At 60.0% G+C, this 16,743-nt stretch carries 17 protein-coding genes; all 17 read left to right on the top strand.

The genetic code is table 11. The annotated features are described in order from the left end of the window. The first annotated feature begins 141 nt into the window (after positions 1–141). The 17 genes from rho to HWX48_RS07155 all read left to right on the top strand — a co-directional run bounded on the left by rho (position 142) and on the right by HWX48_RS07155 (position 16,703). Positions 142–1,977, top strand: coding sequence for a transcription termination factor Rho (rho, locus tag HWX48_RS07235; protein ID WP_175956075.1), 1,836 nt, complete (start codon positions 142–144; stop codon positions 1,975–1,977). An 11-nt stretch (positions 1,978–1,988) separates the two neighbouring features. Beyond that, entirely contained in the window at positions 1,989–2,081 is a 93-nt protein-coding gene (locus tag HWX48_RS11420; protein ID WP_175956286.1) for a CxxxxCH/CxxCH domain-containing protein, read from the top strand. Positions 2,082–2,214: 133 nt separating this feature from the next. Continuing rightward, positions 2,215–3,774 carry a hypothetical protein gene (locus tag HWX48_RS07225; RefSeq protein ID WP_175956073.1) on the top strand — a complete coding sequence of 520 codons (1,560 nt, stop codon included), beginning with the start codon at positions 2,215–2,217 and terminating at the stop codon, positions 3,772–3,774. Further along, the gene (locus HWX48_RS07220; protein WP_175956072.1) at positions 3,771–4,772 is read left to right on the top strand and encodes a hypothetical protein; all 1,002 of its coding nucleotides are present in this window, start codon (positions 3,771–3,773) and stop codon (positions 4,770–4,772) included. Before HWX48_RS07225 ends, HWX48_RS07220 begins: the two co-directional genes overlap by 4 nt. An 89-nt stretch (positions 4,773–4,861) precedes the next feature. Then, positions 4,862–6,367: a DUF5129 domain-containing protein gene (locus HWX48_RS07215; RefSeq protein WP_175956070.1), complete on the top strand. Its 1,506-nt coding sequence runs from the start codon at positions 4,862–4,864 to the stop codon at positions 6,365–6,367. Between the two features lie 20 nt (positions 6,368–6,387). Then, a complete protein-coding gene (locus HWX48_RS07210) occupies positions 6,388–8,004 on the top strand; it encodes a DUF5129 domain-containing protein (protein ID WP_175956068.1) in 1,617 nt (538 codons plus the stop codon). A 316-nt stretch (positions 8,005–8,320) separates the two neighbouring features. Beyond that, a complete protein-coding gene (locus HWX48_RS07205; protein ID WP_175956067.1) occupies positions 8,321–9,088 on the top strand; it encodes a hypothetical protein in 768 nt (255 codons plus the stop codon). Positions 9,089–9,247: 159 nt separating this feature from the next. Beyond that, complete coding sequence (gene rpmE / locus HWX48_RS07200; RefSeq protein ID WP_124871473.1) at positions 9,248–9,460, top strand: 50S ribosomal protein L31; 213 nt, start codon at positions 9,248–9,250, stop codon at positions 9,458–9,460. A gap of 107 nt (positions 9,461–9,567) precedes the next feature. Beyond that, positions 9,568–10,665: a peptide chain release factor 1 gene (gene prfA / locus HWX48_RS07195; protein ID WP_254873008.1), complete on the top strand. Its 1,098-nt coding sequence runs from the start codon at positions 9,568–9,570 to the stop codon at positions 10,663–10,665. Continuing rightward, positions 10,662–11,717, top strand: a complete 1,056-nt coding sequence (locus tag HWX48_RS07190) for a HemK/PrmC family methyltransferase (RefSeq protein ID WP_175956064.1) — start codon at positions 10,662–10,664, stop codon at positions 11,715–11,717. Before prfA ends, HWX48_RS07190 begins: the two co-directional genes overlap by 4 nt. After that, complete coding sequence (locus HWX48_RS07185) at positions 11,714–12,388, top strand: L-threonylcarbamoyladenylate synthase (protein WP_175956063.1); 675 nt, start codon at positions 11,714–11,716, stop codon at positions 12,386–12,388. Before HWX48_RS07190 ends, HWX48_RS07185 begins: the two co-directional genes overlap by 4 nt. Before the next feature lie 40 nt (positions 12,389–12,428). Continuing rightward, positions 12,429–13,571, top strand: a complete 1,143-nt coding sequence (locus HWX48_RS07180; RefSeq protein ID WP_175956055.1) for an MraY family glycosyltransferase — start codon at positions 12,429–12,431, stop codon at positions 13,569–13,571. Then, the gene (locus tag HWX48_RS07175; protein WP_175956052.1) at positions 13,549–14,046 is read left to right on the top strand and encodes a hypothetical protein; all 498 of its coding nucleotides are present in this window, start codon (positions 13,549–13,551) and stop codon (positions 14,044–14,046) included. The genes HWX48_RS07180 and HWX48_RS07175 overlap by 23 nt, the downstream gene beginning before the upstream one ends. A gap of 190 nt (positions 14,047–14,236) precedes the next feature. Continuing rightward, entirely contained in the window at positions 14,237–15,049 is an 813-nt protein-coding gene (gene atpB, locus HWX48_RS07170) for a F0F1 ATP synthase subunit A (protein WP_175956284.1), read from the top strand. Positions 15,050–15,106: 57 nt separating this feature from the next. Next, positions 15,107–15,313: an ATP synthase F0 subunit C gene (gene atpE, locus HWX48_RS07165; RefSeq protein ID WP_124871456.1), complete on the top strand. Its 207-nt coding sequence runs from the start codon at positions 15,107–15,109 to the stop codon at positions 15,311–15,313. Continuing rightward, positions 15,313–15,879, top strand: a complete 567-nt coding sequence (locus HWX48_RS07160; protein WP_175956049.1) for a F0F1 ATP synthase subunit B — start codon at positions 15,313–15,315, stop codon at positions 15,877–15,879. The genes atpE and HWX48_RS07160 overlap by 1 nt, the downstream gene beginning before the upstream one ends. Next, a complete protein-coding gene (locus HWX48_RS07155) occupies positions 15,879–16,703 on the top strand; it encodes a F0F1 ATP synthase subunit delta (RefSeq protein WP_175956045.1) in 825 nt (274 codons plus the stop codon). The genes HWX48_RS07160 and HWX48_RS07155 overlap by 1 nt, the downstream gene beginning before the upstream one ends. The last annotated feature ends 40 nt before the right edge of the window (positions 16,704–16,743 follow it).

Below are 16,743 nucleotides of genomic sequence, written 5' to 3'. Positions count from 1 at the left end.
ATTGTTTGCCACGTGTCGCTAGGTTTCCTAGCCGCCTCCGTCGGACCATCTGATCGGTGGGGCTGCGTCCTTTAACTTCCCTGCGGATTTCCAAAGGGATGTCACCATGCCTTTAACGGCCCTCATAGTGAGGATCACTTCGTGAGTAACGAACTCCCCGCAGGCGTTTCCGCCGCTTCTCTGCCCAGCATGAAGCTGGCTGAACTCCAATCTCTTGCTTCCCAGATGGGACTGAAGGGCATCTCGAAGATGCGTAAGTCTCAGCTGGTTGAGGCTATTGCTGCAGCGGCTGGTTCCGCTGCGCCCGCCGAAGCTGCGCCCAAGGCGCGCGCCGAGGCTCCCGCACGCGGCCGCGCTGCCAGGTCTGCCAAGGTTGAGAAGCCAGCCCCGGCTGAGCGCGCCTCCGAGCAGGAGCCTGCAGCTGAGAAGGCCGCCCCCGTCCTCGACCTTCCTGCCGCTCAGGCGGCGCCCGAAGGGGTAACGCCGGACGCTACCGAGCGTCGCGGCCGTGGACGTCGCCGCCGCGTCTCCACCGACGGTGCCGTCGACACCTCCACTATCCAGCTTGACCTGCCTGCCCCCGTCGCAAAGAAGGACGAGGCCGAGCCCGAAGCCCCCGCTGCTGCCGTTGAGCCCGCCATTGAGCTGGCTGAGATTGAATTGCCTGAAGGTGATGGCACGGAGGGCCGCCGAGGCCGCCGTGATCGCAACGCTCGCCGACGTGGACGCGACCGTGACCGCCGTGACAATGGTGAGCGACAGAACGGCCAGAACGGGGAGCGCCAGCAGGAAGGCTTCAAGAGCCGCCGCGACCGTCAGGGCGAGCCCCAGGTTCGTGAAGAGGAACCTTTGGCTCCCATTGCCGGCATCCTCGATATTCAAGACAACCATGCCTTTGTGCGCACCTCGGGTTACCTGCCCGGCCCTAATGACGTCTATGTCACCCTGGGTAATGTGCGCCGTTGGGGCCTGCGTGCTGGCGACGCTGTTGCCGGTGCTGTGAAGCCTCCTCGTGAGGGTGAGCGTCAGCGTCAGAAGTACAACGCTCTCGTGCGTGTCGATTCGGTGAACGGCATGAGCGTTGAGGATGCCCAGCGTCGCCGCGAATTCGGTAAGCTCACCCCCATTTACCCCACCGAGCAACTGCGTCTGGAGACGACGCCCAAGGCTTACACGCCGCGCGTCATCGACCTGGTTGCTCCCATCGGTAAGGGACAGCGTGGTCTGATTGTCTCCCCGCCTAAGGCGGGTAAGACCATGGTGATCCAGCAGATCGCCAAGGCTATTGAGATCAACAACCCTGAGGTTCACCTCATGGTTGTCCTCGTTGATGAGCGTCCAGAGGAAGTGACCGACATGCGTTCGATCGTGAAGGGCGAGGTCATTGCCTCCACCTTCGATCGGCCCGCGTCGGATCACACCATCGTTGCTGAGCTCGCCATTGAGCGTGCTAAGCGCCTGGTGGAACTCGGCCAGGATGTTGTGGTGTTGCTTGACTCCATCACCCGCCTGTCGCGCGCCTACAACCTGGCTGCCCCGGCTTCGGGTCGTATCCTCTCTGGTGGTGTGGACGCTTCGGCACTTTACCCGCCCAAGAAGTTCTTCGGTGCTGCCCGTAACCTCAAGGAGGGCGGCTCCCTCACCATCGTTGCTTCTGCCCTGGTGGAGACTGGTTCGAAGATGGATGAGGTCATCTTCGAAGAGTTCAAGGGCACGGGCAATATGGAATTGCGCCTGTCGCGCCAGCTTGCTGACCGCCGTATCTTCCCCGCGATCGACGTCAATGCGTCGGGCACTCGCCGTGAAGAGACCCTTTTCGCTCCCGAAGAGCTGCGCATCATGTGGAAGCTGCGTCGCGTCCTTGGCACCCTTGAGCAGCAAAGCGCCCTGGAAATCGTCCTCGACAAGCTCAAGGAAACGCAGTCCAACGCTGAGTTCCTCATGCTCGTTCAAAAGACGACGCCAAGCGCTGACTAAGACTTGTTCACCTGAGGTGTCAGGCACCTGAGTGTCACGGCCGGGGGCGGAAGGGAAACCTTCCGCCCCCGGCCATTACTGTGCCCAAGTGGCTGGACCGGTGATCGTGCGTCAGTCAAAGAGATGCTTGCGAAGGGCTGTCTCTTCCGTCGGCGCGAAAGTGCAGACGCATGAGACTTTTCTCGCCATAATGAATAAAAGTAAAACCGCTCCTCCATGAGACACAAGGACGCATGTGTGAACACCACGATCCCGCAACTACACTCACCTCCACGGGAGAGAGCTCGGGTCGCTGTCATCCTTGTGCTGAGTTTTCTCCTGTTCATTGCCTCGTTTCTGGCACTTGTGGCTCTGTTCATCAACACTAAACATCCCCTTGAGACAGTGCGGGTCTATGACAGGGCGCAGATCCTTGACGGCGACAGCCTGTATCGCAGCCTGAAAGCTCACGTCTTGGACGAAGACCTTGCTGTCATTGTCGTCAGCGTTGACAGTGGCCACGGGGTGCGGCCCGACGCAGAGCTGTGGAGTTTCTTGCAGAGTAACCCGCATGTGGACAGATGGCTTGTCCCAGGGGCGAAGGAGGGGCCAGCCTCACCGTTCTTGCCAGATCCACGCCTGAGGGGGCGCGTCATCGTGATGGCCATGAGCGCGGATAATGAGATGTGGGCTGCGGTGTCGCCAGATTTATGCAGCGATGAAGCAACCTGTGATGCCCTATTTGCAGCGGTGTATTGGAACTCGCAGGCCCAGACTCCAAGTGATGCACTGGAGGCGGTGGTGAGCCGTCAGATCGATCGCCTTGACTCTGGGCTCTACCCGCACCTGCTTGGGTTTTTCTTTGCTATGTTCGTTGCTGTGGTCGCCGCCTTTGTCATTGTGGAGATTGACAGTGTGGGGGTGCGAAACCGGAAGAGTCTTGCGTGGATTCTCACGCAGTATCGTGAGCTTGAGAGCCAGGCATTGGAGCGCTTCAGAGAGGTAGAGAGGATCCTGGCTGCCGATATGCACGCCCTTGATGCCCTCACGCATTACCAGCGGTATGTGGATAGTATCGAAGCGTGGGAGACATCAATGGCCTCCTACCTGCCACTAGGGTTCCTTGAGTCCTGCACGCCAACGGCCGAAAAGAGCATAGGACGCTTTGAATCGGCCCTTGAGGGACTCAGGACCTTGAGTGCTGAGCGCGAGGGAATCGCCGATCTGATTACCGGCAATGCGGCCGGAGCTCAGCGCTGGAAGACGCATGTCGAACGCGTCCACGAAAGTATCCGTCACTACGGATTGCTGTGGATGAGAGCCTATGAAGCGCCATCGGGAAGCGCCCTGAGCGCGGGAGATGTTACGTCGGAGACCTTCAAGTCTCAGTTGAGTGCGATCACCTGGGATTACAGGGAGGGGCGTATTGACATCGTCGAAGCCTTTCGTCGATTGGCGGCGCTGCGGCGTGATCTGAAGCGTCAGGCCTGGAAGATTGCGGTGCGTCATTGCGCGCAGGAGATCCTTCTGATCGAAGAAGGCACGCTTAATGTGGAGGCACAGCTTTACGAGAAGGTGCGTGCACAGCTTGAGGAGGAGTTTCACCGCGATCTGCTTGACGTCGACTGGCGAAGTCTTCCTGATGTGTCCGGGCGTGAGGAGGAATACTTCCTCGCCGTGGCCCGCAAGAGGAAAGCCGACGCGGGGGAGGAGGACGAGGACGACACGGAGGCATTCCTCGGCTCTATGGGGGCTTTGCGCTGTGTCTACGAGCAACGGCTGAAGATGCTCAACATCGAGAATGTGAGGCAGGAATGACATCCAACTTTCGGCCGTCAGGAGCGTTATTCACCTACGCATTGGTCAGTGTCTTCGCTTTATTTGCAGTGTTTGCCCTTCCCACTCTCTATGTTTTCGGTGGCGAGGAGGAGCACCCGATTGACTCCGTGTACATTTACGATGCGACGAAACAACTCAACGAAACGGAGTTGAGTAATCGCCTCGCCAGACAGCGGACACACCGCGTCCTGCACCTCGTCGTCTTCGTCTCCGATGGGTTTGTGCCCAGCGATCCAGAGATACTGCTTCGAGGGCATGCGGCTAAGCACCCGGAGCTGGAGTGGGTCGATGAAGGCACTCCCAGCCGATGGCAGGAAGGACTGGCTGCACTCGTGCTGTCCCATGACTTTGGGCAGGTGAGCATCGTTGAGGCCGATGACCTTCGCAACACCCCGGGCGAGCGACTGTTAGTCGTCAGGGCCATTGAGAATGCGCATGAAACGAGCCATTTCGATGAAGGTGTTGAACGTGCGCTGAAGGCCTATGTGAGTGAAGTGGATGAAACTCTTTGGGGTAGCTACACCCTCCGATTCTTCACCTTCGTCCTTTCTGCAGCGGGGGTGAGCTGGTTTGTCGTGCTTTTCTATCGGCGCCGCTTCGCTACCGTGGCTTTCAGGCAGGCTCAGGAGTGTTTTAGCCGCTCCCATGCTCTCGTTGATGAATGGAAAGCTCAGTATGCCTATGCCGAAGCCACGGGCGATGAAACGGAGCGAATGAAGCAAGAATTGCACGAGTATATGGCGAGCTATGACGCTTTCCGGGCAGCCTTGAACGACTTTGGGCAACTAGGGTTTTGGGAGTCCTTCACGGCTTTGGCCGGTGACCAGGCCGAGGCTCTGTGGTGGCAAGGCATTGTCCTTATAGATGTTGAGCGCGATGCACAGCGTGAGCTTCGATTGCCACCAGGCTTTGGTCTGCGTATGAGACGCCGAAGGGCACGCTTGGGGCAAATGGCAGCGCGAAAATACCAGCATTGAAGCGCTCCTGAGCCGATGAGCGCGTGAACTCACCGTTGGCGTGGCAAACTTGGAGGCAGTGACAGTGCTCTACCGCCAAAGGATGACTGATGTCGACCATGTCTCCAGCTCCGATCCCGTCTCGGCCTGTGGCAGCCTTTCGCTTTGTCCTTGCCTGGGTTCTGGGGATTGCGACCATTGCTGCACTGATCTTTGGGGCATTGTGGGTGTGGCGCCTCCATCAGTTGCCTACCGCAGAGGTGCACGACATGGCGGGGATCCTCAACGCCCAGGAGCTTGAAGCGGAGCTTGAGGCTCTTCCCCTCTCACGCTTTGTCCACATTGCCGTTCTGACAATGGACATGGAAGCCACGAGCGAAGAGGAAGCCAAGGAAGAGGTAAAGAATTACGCACTGAGTCACTCCACAGAAAAACCGTGGGTCTATGAGGACACGACAGGCTCGCAGTGGGAGTGGGCAGACGGTCTCATCATGCTTGTCCTTGTTCCGAATCAGAATGCGGCATTGATGTCTCATGGTGCTTTCATTGACCTTCATCTCTCCCCGGAGAGCCTGCAGGAGAGCCGTCTTTCCCCTGATCTTCCTGCCGACGTTTTGGGTTCGCGCATTGTTGCTAAGGTGTCGCAGGCTCAGCCTTCCTCCTTGCTGCCCGATCGGCCGTGGTGGCAGAAACTGCTTCCGCTCTTCCTGGGGGGCGCCGCGATCGTGGGCTTGATTGCTGCGCTGGGGGCAATCTTGAATCTGCGTGACAATCTCAGGGGACGCACCGCCCTTGTCCGGCGTTTGCGTGCCCTTGAACAGGCTAATGCTGAGGATCGACAAAGTGCTCTCCTGCATGCATCCTCCTCTTCGGAAGTCTCGGCCATGCTGCGCCGGGTTGAGCGTGATGAGCATGAGATTGAGGCGTGCCTGCGTGAGGTGCTTGCTCTTCAGTCCTTGAGTGTGGCGCAGATGTCGTCAGAGGCTGCTACGGAGAGGCTCGAGGAGGTCCAGCGTCGAGTGGTGGCCTTGGAGAGTTCGGATTGGACGAGGACGGCGAGTGTTTCCTCCTTCTCTCGTGTTGAGGGCTGGGAAAGGCTCTGGGCTGAGGAAGTTGCGAGCATTTACGAGGATTGTCAGGCCGCGCAGGCGTTCCTTGATAACGCCTGGGGTGATCCCCTCGTGGAGAGCCCGGTTGGATCCCGCGTGGCTGCGATACCTGACGAGGTCGTCGCTGAGTGTGAGAGAGTTGGCGCCGCATTCGCAGTGGGGGAGATTGAGGGCGCTGAGGCTTTGGAAGCGCTGCGCCGTTGCGATGAGCGTTTGCGCCGTTTAGTGCTGGTGGAGATCCCTGACGAGATGGCACTGCAGGGGTATACGGTTCCTCCCTTTAATGACAGATTCGATGACAAGGTCATAGAGATGGAGGAGAGGGAGCCTGATCCGCAGGATGAGGATTTGCGTGAGAATCTCATGCGCTACCGGCTGGCTGAAGAGCCCCCTCGTGCGGTAGCGGGGTGCAGCGTTGCCCACTACGTGTCTGTGAGGGCCTTGGTTCGGGCACTCCAGGAGTGGGTTCGCCGCCCTGATCCGTGGGAACAGTATTCTAGGCCTTGAGGCTGAAAAGGGAGGTTCCGATGACCCGGACAAATGAAGGGATCCGCCATGCTGGGGCATTGGGGGGACTCCGCCTGCTGATCGGCCTTCTGGTTGCGCTGGCCGCACTGGCGGCTTTCCCCGCTCTCCAATTGTTTGGCAAACCCGCTACCCAGCCGCCTGTGAGCGTGCACGTCTACGACGAGGCCGGGATCCTGTCTGATCGGCAGGTGATTGACGCCATTTCGGGGATTGAGTTTGTCCGACCGGTGAAGATTTCCATCTTGACCTTGCCGTCATTGGATGGAGAGAGCCTGAATTATCGAACCCTGGAATATGGGCGCACCGCCGAATTGAAGGAACCGTGGATTTCTGCGGAGGATCCTCGTTTTTGGGCCGACCAGACCGTGATTTTGTCCTTGGCCCCCCATGAACGCAATATCGGCACCTTCTTTGGTGAGGATTTCGGTCTGGATATCAACGCTCAGCTTGCTATTCAAGAGAGCATGAAGGACAACCTTCGTGCCATGGAGTTCAATGAAGCCTTCTACACGGGGGCTCAGTCAGTGGCGGACGCTATTGATACCTCGTGGGCAAATAGCATCCTTGGGTGGGTGGCCTCCTCTGTTGCCAGCATTATTGGAGTGTCGTGGTTCGTCAGCCGCTATACCCATCGGGCGCGCAGTAAGCGTCTTTTTGAGGAGGCGCGGACAAACTATGCGCAGGTCACTCAGGATTTTGAGGCGACGAGCATTGATGCGGGAGTCCTTGATCAGACAGATATTCACGGCAGACGAGTCTACGAACGGTATGAGCAGTACCTCAGTGACTATCACGAGCTCACGCGCATGTTCCAAGACTTCGGCTCGCTGGGTTTCATCGAATCACTCTATCCTCGGGGCGTGAAGAATACGCGGATCCTACGCGATAAGGCCTTGGCTCTGAATGCTGTCGATGATGGTATTTCGAATACGGCCGCTTTCTTGTCAATGGCCCCGCGCTGGCCCGAGGTCTGGAGGAATGAAACCGGTCCCCTCTATGAGGACATTGATTCTTTAGAGGAGCTCATTAGTGATGCGCGTGGCATCTCTGAGGGGCTTCGTACGAGTGTGCGCGCTGAAGCTCTGAAGGCTCGCCATCGACTGTGGGCGATGGCGGGGGAGCTTGAGGCAAGGACACTGAGCCCCTCGGATGCGCTCAGTGAGCTGGACCGGATGAGCAGCATGCTCTGGAATCTGTCACGTGAGATCTTGGAAGCGGCCATGCGTGCTGCCCGTCAACGGGGTGAAAACGTGGGCACCTCTGACGTTGATGACCTCTTCACCGGCAATGGCACCCCCTACCGGGGGAGCTGGAGAGAGCAAGGGCAGGTCCAGACCTACCGGCCAGGGAGTACCATTCGCGCGAATCGTGGTCGCCGTGCAGGCACCGCGATTGGCGGTTCGAGTAGTTCTTCCTCGGTGTCCAATTCTGCTTTGGCTGGAGTGGTCGTTGGATATGCGTCATCACGGATTAATCCTGACTACACCGCATCACTGTCGAGCTCTTCAAGCTCTGGAGGTTCTGGCTCGACGAGTTCGTCAAGTTCATCAAGTTCGTCGAGTTACGGCGGTGGGGGGGGGGGGTTTTCCGGCTCGGGGTCGTCCTCGTCCTACTAAAAGAGGATCACGGGGACCGCCCAAAGTGCTCTACTGAGAGCGATGGGGGAGTATTCTCGAGGTGTTGACTGCCCCGGAGCCGTATCAGGACAAGGGGTCGACGGAAGAAAGATGCATATGACTGAGACCGAGGAAGTCACAGAGGCCCTCCGCATCTCTGCTGGGATTCTTAGCCCACAAGTCTGCTCACGCTTGGCTTGCTGCGGTTATCGTACTCAGCCTTATTGCTGTGGGAGCAGGTGGCAGCATCCTTCTCACACGTCACGTTCTAGGCTTTTCTGCGCGCAGCGTTGCGATCCATGACACGACGGCCAGTGTGGACGCACATGCTTTGCGTGATGCTCTTGAGAATGTCGGCTTTAAGACCAACGGGGTGGAGCTTCATGTCGTCCTCCTTCATGAGGACACCTCCAGATCACTGACCGAAGCAACCTTGGATTTTGGCAGGCAGCTGCCACCAGAAGAATCCTTCCTTGGTGGGTCCTACGTGGGTGTCCCTCGTGACCGTTCGCTTGTGTTGAGTGCGCGCCCCAGCACGGGTGAGTACGCCTATCTTGTGGGTGACAGGCTGAGATTGGGCTTCTTCGCCGGGGAGTCACAGGAAGAGTTCTTCATGGATTCTTCGAGTGATTCCGTGAGCGAGAACCTGGTGAAAGTAGCTCGCAAGCTCTCCTCGACTGTTGACTATAGTGGCGGACGGCGCGGTGGCTACAGCTGGGATGTGCTGGGCTTTGCTCTGCTCGTGCTGACAGGCACGTTATGGATGGTGATCCTGCGGCGCAAGTCGTCCAACCAGGCTGCATTGCAACGCATTCAGAACAATATTGGTGATGCTCAGCGCAGCTACAACGCACTCGTTGCGGCGCTTGATTCCTACAGGGAAGATCCGGCTGAGTATGCGCGATTGGTCGCGCACGTGAACGCCCATCGGCACAATACTGATGCTCTGGCCACTGAAGCGTCAGCAGTGTCCTTGGAAGGGATTAGGGCCTATTCTCCCGTGACGGGGCAGACAGTGCGAGATCTGCTGCGACGTTCATTGGAGGTTGCTGAACAGGGGCGCTCTCTGGCTGCTCAACTGTGAGGGGGCCGGACGTAGCGATGTCGGGGATGTCACGGTGTGGGGAGGGGTGCCGCATAGACGCCACGGCCCTTTAGTGGCAAAATTACTTCTCGGTTCTGGTTCACCTCTGAGGATCATGCTCAGTGGACCCAGCGCCCTCGAATTCCTAAGGAGAAAACCATGAAGCAGGGTATCCACCCCGAGTACGTTGACACCAACGTCACCTGCACCTGCGGTAACGCTTTCCAGACCCGCTCCACCATTACCTCCGGTGAGATGCGCGTTGACGTGTGCTCCGCTTGCCATCCCTTCTACACCGGCAAGCAGAAGATCCTCGACACCGGCGGCCGCGTCGCCCGCTTCGAGGCTCGCTACGGCAAGCGCGTTAAGTAACGCTTTCCTTCGGCGCCGGTGGTCCCTGCGACCACCGGCGCCGTTGTGTCACGCGCAGAGCCACGCTGCCTGCTGTCCGCCCCGCCTTCATGACCAAGGAGCCTGCGTTGTCCACCGTCGGATCTGAATTCTCTGCCCTTGAGCCCCTGCTTGAGGAGTACGCCCAGGTTGAAGCCCAGATGGCTGACCCTGCCCTGCATGCTGATCCAAGCCAAGCCCGTTCGGTTGGGCGACGTTTTGCTGAGCTGGGGCGCATTAATGCCGCCTACCAACGCTATACCGCCGCCGCTGAAGACCTCGAAGCTGCACGCGAACTCGCCCAGGAGGATCCGTCCTTCGCTGAGGAGATCCCCTCCTTGGAAGATGAGCTTGCTGAAGCTCACTCGGCTCTGCGCACCATCCTCATTCCCCGCGACCCGGATGATGCTTGCGACGCCATTGTGGAAGTCAAGGCCGGTGAAGGTGGAGACGAATCAGCGCTCTTTGCCTCTGATCTGGCCCGCATGTACACCCGCTACGCCGAATCCAAGGGGTGGAGCGTTACGGAGTTGTCGGCAACCCACACGGAACTGGGTGGCTATAAGGACATCACCTTGGCTATCCGGGCGAAGGGCACGCCCTCGCCAGAAGAAGGCGTGTGGGCGCATCTGAAGTACGAGGGCGGCGTCCACCGCGTCCAGCGTATTCCCGTCACCGAATCCTCTGGGCGTATTCACACCTCCGCAGCGGGTGTCTTTGTCATGCCTGAGATCGAAGCTGATGACACGATCGTCATTGACCCCAACGATCTGCGTATTGATGTCTACCGTTCCTCTGGTCCGGGTGGCCAGTCGGTGAACACCACCGACTCTGCCGTGCGCATTACCCACATGCCCACCGGCATTGTTGTGTCCATGCAGAATGAGAAGTCGCAGTTGCAGAACAAGGAAGCTGCTCTGCGTGTCCTCGCCTCCCGCCTAGCCGCTGAAGCGAAGGCTAAGCGCGAGGCTGAGGCCAGCGCCCAGCGTCTCTCCCAGGTGCGTACCGTGGATCGTTCTGAGCGTATCCGCACCTATAACTTCCCAGAGAATCGCATTGCGGATCATCGCACGGGCTTTAAGGCGCATAACCTCGATCAGGTGCTTGATGGTGCGCTGGGGCCGGTGATTGCGTCGGCGATTGAGGCTGACGAGGCTGCCCGCCTCGCTCAGGCAGGTGGGGCGTGACGGTGACGCTCGTGGGAGCATCACTGCCCGCTAGTCATGAGTTCACTGTCGCTGAGCTGGTGGCCTGGGGCAGTGAGCGCCTGCGCGGCTGCGAAGGTGCCAATCCTGTGACGGATGCGCGCACCCTTATGGAGTGGGTGTGTGGTGTTGACTCCTTCGTGCAGGTTCCTGCGGTCATTGGCGCTCATGCTGCGGAACGCTACCGCAGTGCGGTTGCGCGTCGGCGCCACCACGAGCCCCTTCAGCATATTGTGGGGCGCATGTGGTTCCGCTTCCTGACCTTGGAGTCGCGGCCGGGCGTGTTCATTACCCGCCCGGAGACAGAGATGGTCGCCCAGTACGCCATCGACGAGGCCGCAGCCATCGCCACGGCCATCGCAAGCGGCGAGGCTCCCGCCCGCACCTTCGCGCCCTCGGCGCCCCCTGGCCTTGAAGTGGGCTTGTGTCCGCAGGGGCCCATCGTCGTTGACCTGTGCACCGGGTCAGGGGCCATCGCCCTCGCCCTTGCAACGGAAGTGCCCACGAGCTGCGTCTACGCCGTCGAATTGATGGACGAGGCTCACGCCCTCGCCCAAGCCAATATTGAGCGCATCGCTCCTGGCCGCGTCCACCTCGTCAAAGGGGACGCCACGACCGCGCTGCCCGAGTGCGACGGGCAGGTTGACGTGGTGGTCTCCAACCCGCCCTACGTGCCCCTGGCTGACGTCACTCAACCTGAGGCTCTTGCTGACCCCCCTGAAGCCCTCTACGGTGGGGGAGAGGACGGCATGGTCATCCCCCGTGGGATTATCCACCGGGCCGCTCATCTTCTGCGCCCCTCCACCGTCGATACTCCCGGCGGCCTGCTTGTTATGGAGCATGCGGAGAAACAATCCGCTCAACTTCGCGAGGTCGCCCTCGCCGCCGGATTCCATGACATTCGTACAGCTGAGGATCTTGCGGGTGCTGAGCGGATGCTCCTCGCCCGAGCTCCTTTCGCTGCCCCAAGCAACCCTCCTTTGGCCGTCACTACCATGGCCAGCGCTACCCATGCCCTTGAGGAGAACACATGACCCGCAGCTTCTCTGCGCTGAGCTCCCTCGCTTCCGAGGACTGCCAGGCCCTCGCCGCCCTCGTGCGGGGCGGGGGAGTAATCGTTGTGCCCACCGACACGGTCTACGGCATCGGCACGATTGCCACCAAACCGGAGTCCATCACTCGCCTGCTGGCCGCCAAGGGCCGCGACCGTCAGATGCCCCCGCCGGTGCTGGTGCCCTCCACGGCAAGTATCGACGAGCTTTGCGTGAACGTCCCTGAAGCCGCCTACCGTCTCGCCCAGGCGTACTGGCCGGGTGGACTCACCCTCATTCTCGAAGCCCGCCCTGACCTGGGCTGGGATCTGGGAGATACGAAGGGGACGCTCGCGGTGCGTATGCCCGACCACGAGGCGACCCTCGCCCTCCTCGAAGCTACCGGACCCATGGCCGTCACCTCGGCAAATACCACGGGCAACCCGCCTGCCCTGAGCATTGAGGAGGCCCGTGATTACTTCGCAGACAGGGTGGACGCCTACGTCGACGGCGGCCCTTCTGCCGTGGGGAGGGCCTCGTCAATCATTGACCTCGCCCATGGGCAGGCGCGTGCTGTGCGCGTGGGGGCTCTATCCTTAGAAGAACTCAGTGAAGCGGCAGGCACCACCATCGCGCCGCCGCCCTCACCCAGCGGGCCACCAGCACGCGCTTGAGCCCCGCCCCGAAGACCACGGTCGAGAGGATCCACAGGACGTGAAGGTCTACCTGCTGCTCATGCTGCTGGCAATGGGAATCACCGTACTGGTGACGCCCATTGTCCGTTTCGCATGCCTGCACTGGAGAATCGTCCCGAAGCTCCGCTCACGCGATATTCAAAGCATCCCCATCCCGCGTCTGGGCGGCATCGCCATGACCACCGGCTTCGTCATTGCCATGCTCATCGCCTCCACCATCCCCTACATGGCTCCCGTGTTTTCCACCTCCGTTCCCTGGGCGGTAATGGGCGGTGCCGCGGCGATGTCCCTGCTTGGCGTCATTGATGACGTCATCGAATTGGACTGGATGACGAAACTCTCCGGCCAGATCCTCATTACTGGCCTGATGGCCCTGTCGGGTGTGCAATTGGTCAGCTTCCCCATTTTTGGCATTACCATCGGCTCCTCTCGCCTGTCGCTCATCCTGACCCTGCTGGTGGTCGTCGCCATTATTAACGCGGTGAACTTCATTGACGGCTTGGATGGTTTGGCCGCCGGTACCGTCGGCATTGGGGCCATGTCCTTCTTCATATACTCGTATTCGGTGTCGGTCATTTCCGATGCCGCCACCTACGCCACCACGGCCTCCCTTGTCGTTATCGCGCTGGTGGGGGTGTGCGCTGGATTCTTGTGGTTTAACTTCCACCCCTCGTCGATCATGATGGGTGGCGGAGCGGAAACCCTGGGTCTGATCCTTGCTTCAGCAGCGATCATTGTCACCGGACAGATTGACCCCTCCGTCTTGGGGGAGCAGCGTGTCCTCGTGGGCTTACTTCCCGTTCTCTTGCCCCTGTCAGTCATTGTTGTGCCCATGGGGGATCTGGTCGCTACCTCCCTGATTCGTATGAAAAACGGGAAGAGTCCCTTCCATGCAGACCGGTCGCACTTCCACGACCGTCTGCTTGCCCGCGGCCACACCCACCGCGGCGTGGTGACAATCCTGTGGTTGTGGACGGCGCAGGTGTCACTGTCTGCCGTCTCCCTCTTGAATTTCCCCTGGCATTACGTCGCTTTGGTGTCGGTGCCAACCCTCGTCCTGGTGTTGATCTTCACCGTGGCGGAGTTTCCCTGGATGCGTGAAGCTGCTCGCAAGGCAGCTACGCATGGAAAGGATGAAGATGACCGACACTCCTGCGAATGAGGCTCAAAGCCCTTCAATCACCGTCGCTTCCGAACAGCAGGGGAGGCCAGTGACTCAGGGGAATCCTGCCCTCGCGCGTGCGGGTGAGAAGATCCGCCTCGTCACCCTTGCCCTGGGGGCGCTGGTGATGATCGGCGTGGGGGCGTGGATGGCGGCCACCACCTCGGATCTGAGGGTGCTTACTGGCCTGTGGGCGATGGGTGCTGTGGCAGCGATGGCCCTCTTTTCCGTCCTCATCGTCAAGCGTGTGTTTAGTGCTGCTCAGGCCTCCCTGCCCGGATGGTTGGGTCTGGGCTACCTTGGTCGCATTCTCATCGTGGCGTTTTCCCTCATTGGGGGGCGTTTTGCAGGGGCTGAGGTGCGCATTATTGGGGTGGCCCTCATTGTCATGATCCTGCTATCGACCCTGGCTGAAGTATGGCTGCTCAGCAGGGCGCGAATCCTCAATGTCGTGCCATTGGACACGTCTGTGTAAAACTCAATGAGATGGCGTCCATATCCCTTGACGGGACTGGTACAGTTGTCTCTGGCTGTTATTTGCGCCCAGTAGTTACGCCGTCAGTCATCGACGCCTGAGAGTCCGGAAGGATACCCTGTTGACGATCACCACGACCGAGGCTGAGTCAACCCGCGCCTACCGCACCCCCGTCTGGTACTGGGTGGTGATGGCCCTCATTCTGGCTGTTCTGGCTCTCACCGCCGTCCCCGCTTTCACGCAGGCGCCGCACGCTCCTGGCATCGGGGACTTCTTTCCCGCAGCGATCTTCGGCGAAGGTACCCTCTTTGAGTTCAACCGCCTGACCATGGCCCGCTTCATCATGGGTGGCCTGCTGTGCGTGGTTGCCCTCCTGGCTGTGCGTAAGGTGAGCCTTGTTCCCGGGCGCGGCCAGGCGTCGATGGAACTCGTCGCTGAGTTTATTCGCGGCAATATCGCCGTAGAAATGCTCGGCCCCAAGATGGGCCGCCGCTATGCTCCCTACCTGGCCATGGCCTTCATGGCGATCTTCTTCATGAACATCTCGGGCATTCTCCCCGGTATCAATATCGCCGCTACCTCCGTGGTCGCAGTGCCGATGATGTTCGCCCTCTTCACCTACGTGACCTTCATCGGTGCGGGTATCCGCGCCCAGGGCGCAGGGCACTTCTTCAAGTCCCAGCTCATGCCCTCGGGCCTGCCAGCGTTGATGTACCTCATTATCACGCCCATTGAGTTCCTCTCGAACTTCGTGGTGCGTCCCGTGACGCTCACCCTGCGTCTTTTGAGCAATATGCTCGTCGGCCACATCCTGCTGGGTATGTCCTACTTCGGCACGGCCGTCCTCCTGTCTGAAATCAATGCGATGACCTCGGTTGCGGCCCTGACCGGCCTGGCCATGGTTGTCATGACGGTCTTTGAGATCTTTGTGGCCTTCCTGCAGGCCTACATCTTCACGATCCTCTCTGCCGTCTACATCAAGCTGTCCGTCGAAAGTCACTGACGGTCCGACCCCACTCAGACGTCCACAAGGACGTCCCAACATGAAAAGGAAACCCACATGGGCATCTCCCTCGCCTACATTGGTTACGGCATCGCCACCCTCGGCCCCGCAATCGGCATCGGTTACCTCGTGGGCAAGACCCAGGAATCCACTGCTCGTCAGCCTGAGGTTGCTGGTCGTCTCTTCACCAACATGATCATCGGCGCCGGTATGGTCGAAGCCCTCGGCCTCATTGGTTTCGTGCTGCCCCTCGTCGTTAAGTGATGAAGACCCTCCTGGCAGCAGCGGGGGACCACGGCACGGAAGGCTCCGTCGTCTGGCCGCCGCTGTATGAAGTTTTCTATGCAGCACTCATCCTGCTTCTGATCTGGGTGCTCGTTGGAAAGTACGCTCTGCCCAAGATCTACGCCATCCTCGATGAGCGTCAGGCGAAGATCGAAGAAGGCCTCGGCGCAGCCGAGAAGGCCAAGGCAGACGCCGCTTCCGCCGAGCGTCAGCGTGAAGAGATGCTGCGCGAGGCAAACGCCGAAGCGCACTCCATCCGCGACCGCGCCAGCGAAGAAGCCAAGGGTATTGTTGCCGCTGCTCGTGAAGAAGCTCAGGCTGAAGCCGCACGCATCCTTGAGAACGCTCAGCGTCAGATCGAGGCCGAGCGCGCCGCCGCTGAAGGCTCGCTGCGCACCGAGGTCGGCATTCTCGCCACCCAGCTGGCTGAGAAGATCGTCGGTGAGCACCTGACCGACACGGCACTGACTGCACGCGTTGTCGATCGTTTCCTTGACGATCTTGAGAGGGAAACGGCCGCAGCCCCGGTAGGTGGAGTGAACTGATGAGAACCTCGGGAGAAGTGGCGCTCGCAAGCGCTACTCGCACATTGAACGCCGCCCTGGCTCAGCCCGGGGTGGACGCGATGCGCGTCGCTGAGGATTTCTTCGGTCTATCCGACCTCGTCCGTGAAGATGCCCGCCTGCGTCGCGGCATGACTGACCCTGCTCGTTCCGTTGAGGACAAGCGCGCTCTGTCCCGAGGCGCTGTCGGTTCCGTGGTGACCCCTACCACCGCCACCGTCCTTGACGACCTCGTGGGCTCGCACTGGTCAGATCCCATGGATCTACACGACGCCTGCGAGGTCCTGGGCATCATCGCCACCATGGAAGACGCTCGCCGCAATGGCGCTTTGGAAACCGTCGGACAGGAACTCTTTGCAGTCGCTGACTTCCTTGCCAACTACCGTGACCTGCGTCTTGAGCTGTCCGATATGGGCCACGGGAACCGCCATGAGCGTGGTGACCTGGCGCAGTCGATCTTCAAGGACCAGCTGACCAAGTGGACCATGCGTCTGGTGCGTCGCGGCGTTGGCCGCACCTCACACGGACGCCTGCTCTCCACCCTGCGTCGATTCGCTGAGCGCGCTGCTTCCATGATGAATAGCGTGCTCGTCTCGGTGCAGGCGGCGGCCCCCATGACAGACGCTCAGATTGAGCGACTGCGGGGCGTGCTGACCCGCAAGCTTGGTCGCGATGTCACCCTGACCGTGTCGATTAATCCGGCTCTCGTAGGCGGCTTCCGCTTCGAGGTCGGCAATACGGCACTCGATTCCTCCATCCAGACGCAGCTCAATGATCTGCGTCGCGCACTGGTTGGCTCGCGCTGACCACCCCACACGTACACACACTGCTCACAGAAGGAATGCT

The organism is Schaalia sp. Marseille-Q2122 (assembly GCF_903645355.1).
Classification (GTDB): Bacteria; Actinomycetota; Actinomycetes; order Actinomycetales; family Actinomycetaceae; genus Pauljensenia.
Note: the sequence above shows the minus strand (reverse complement) of the source record. Positions and strands in the feature narration are given on the sequence as shown.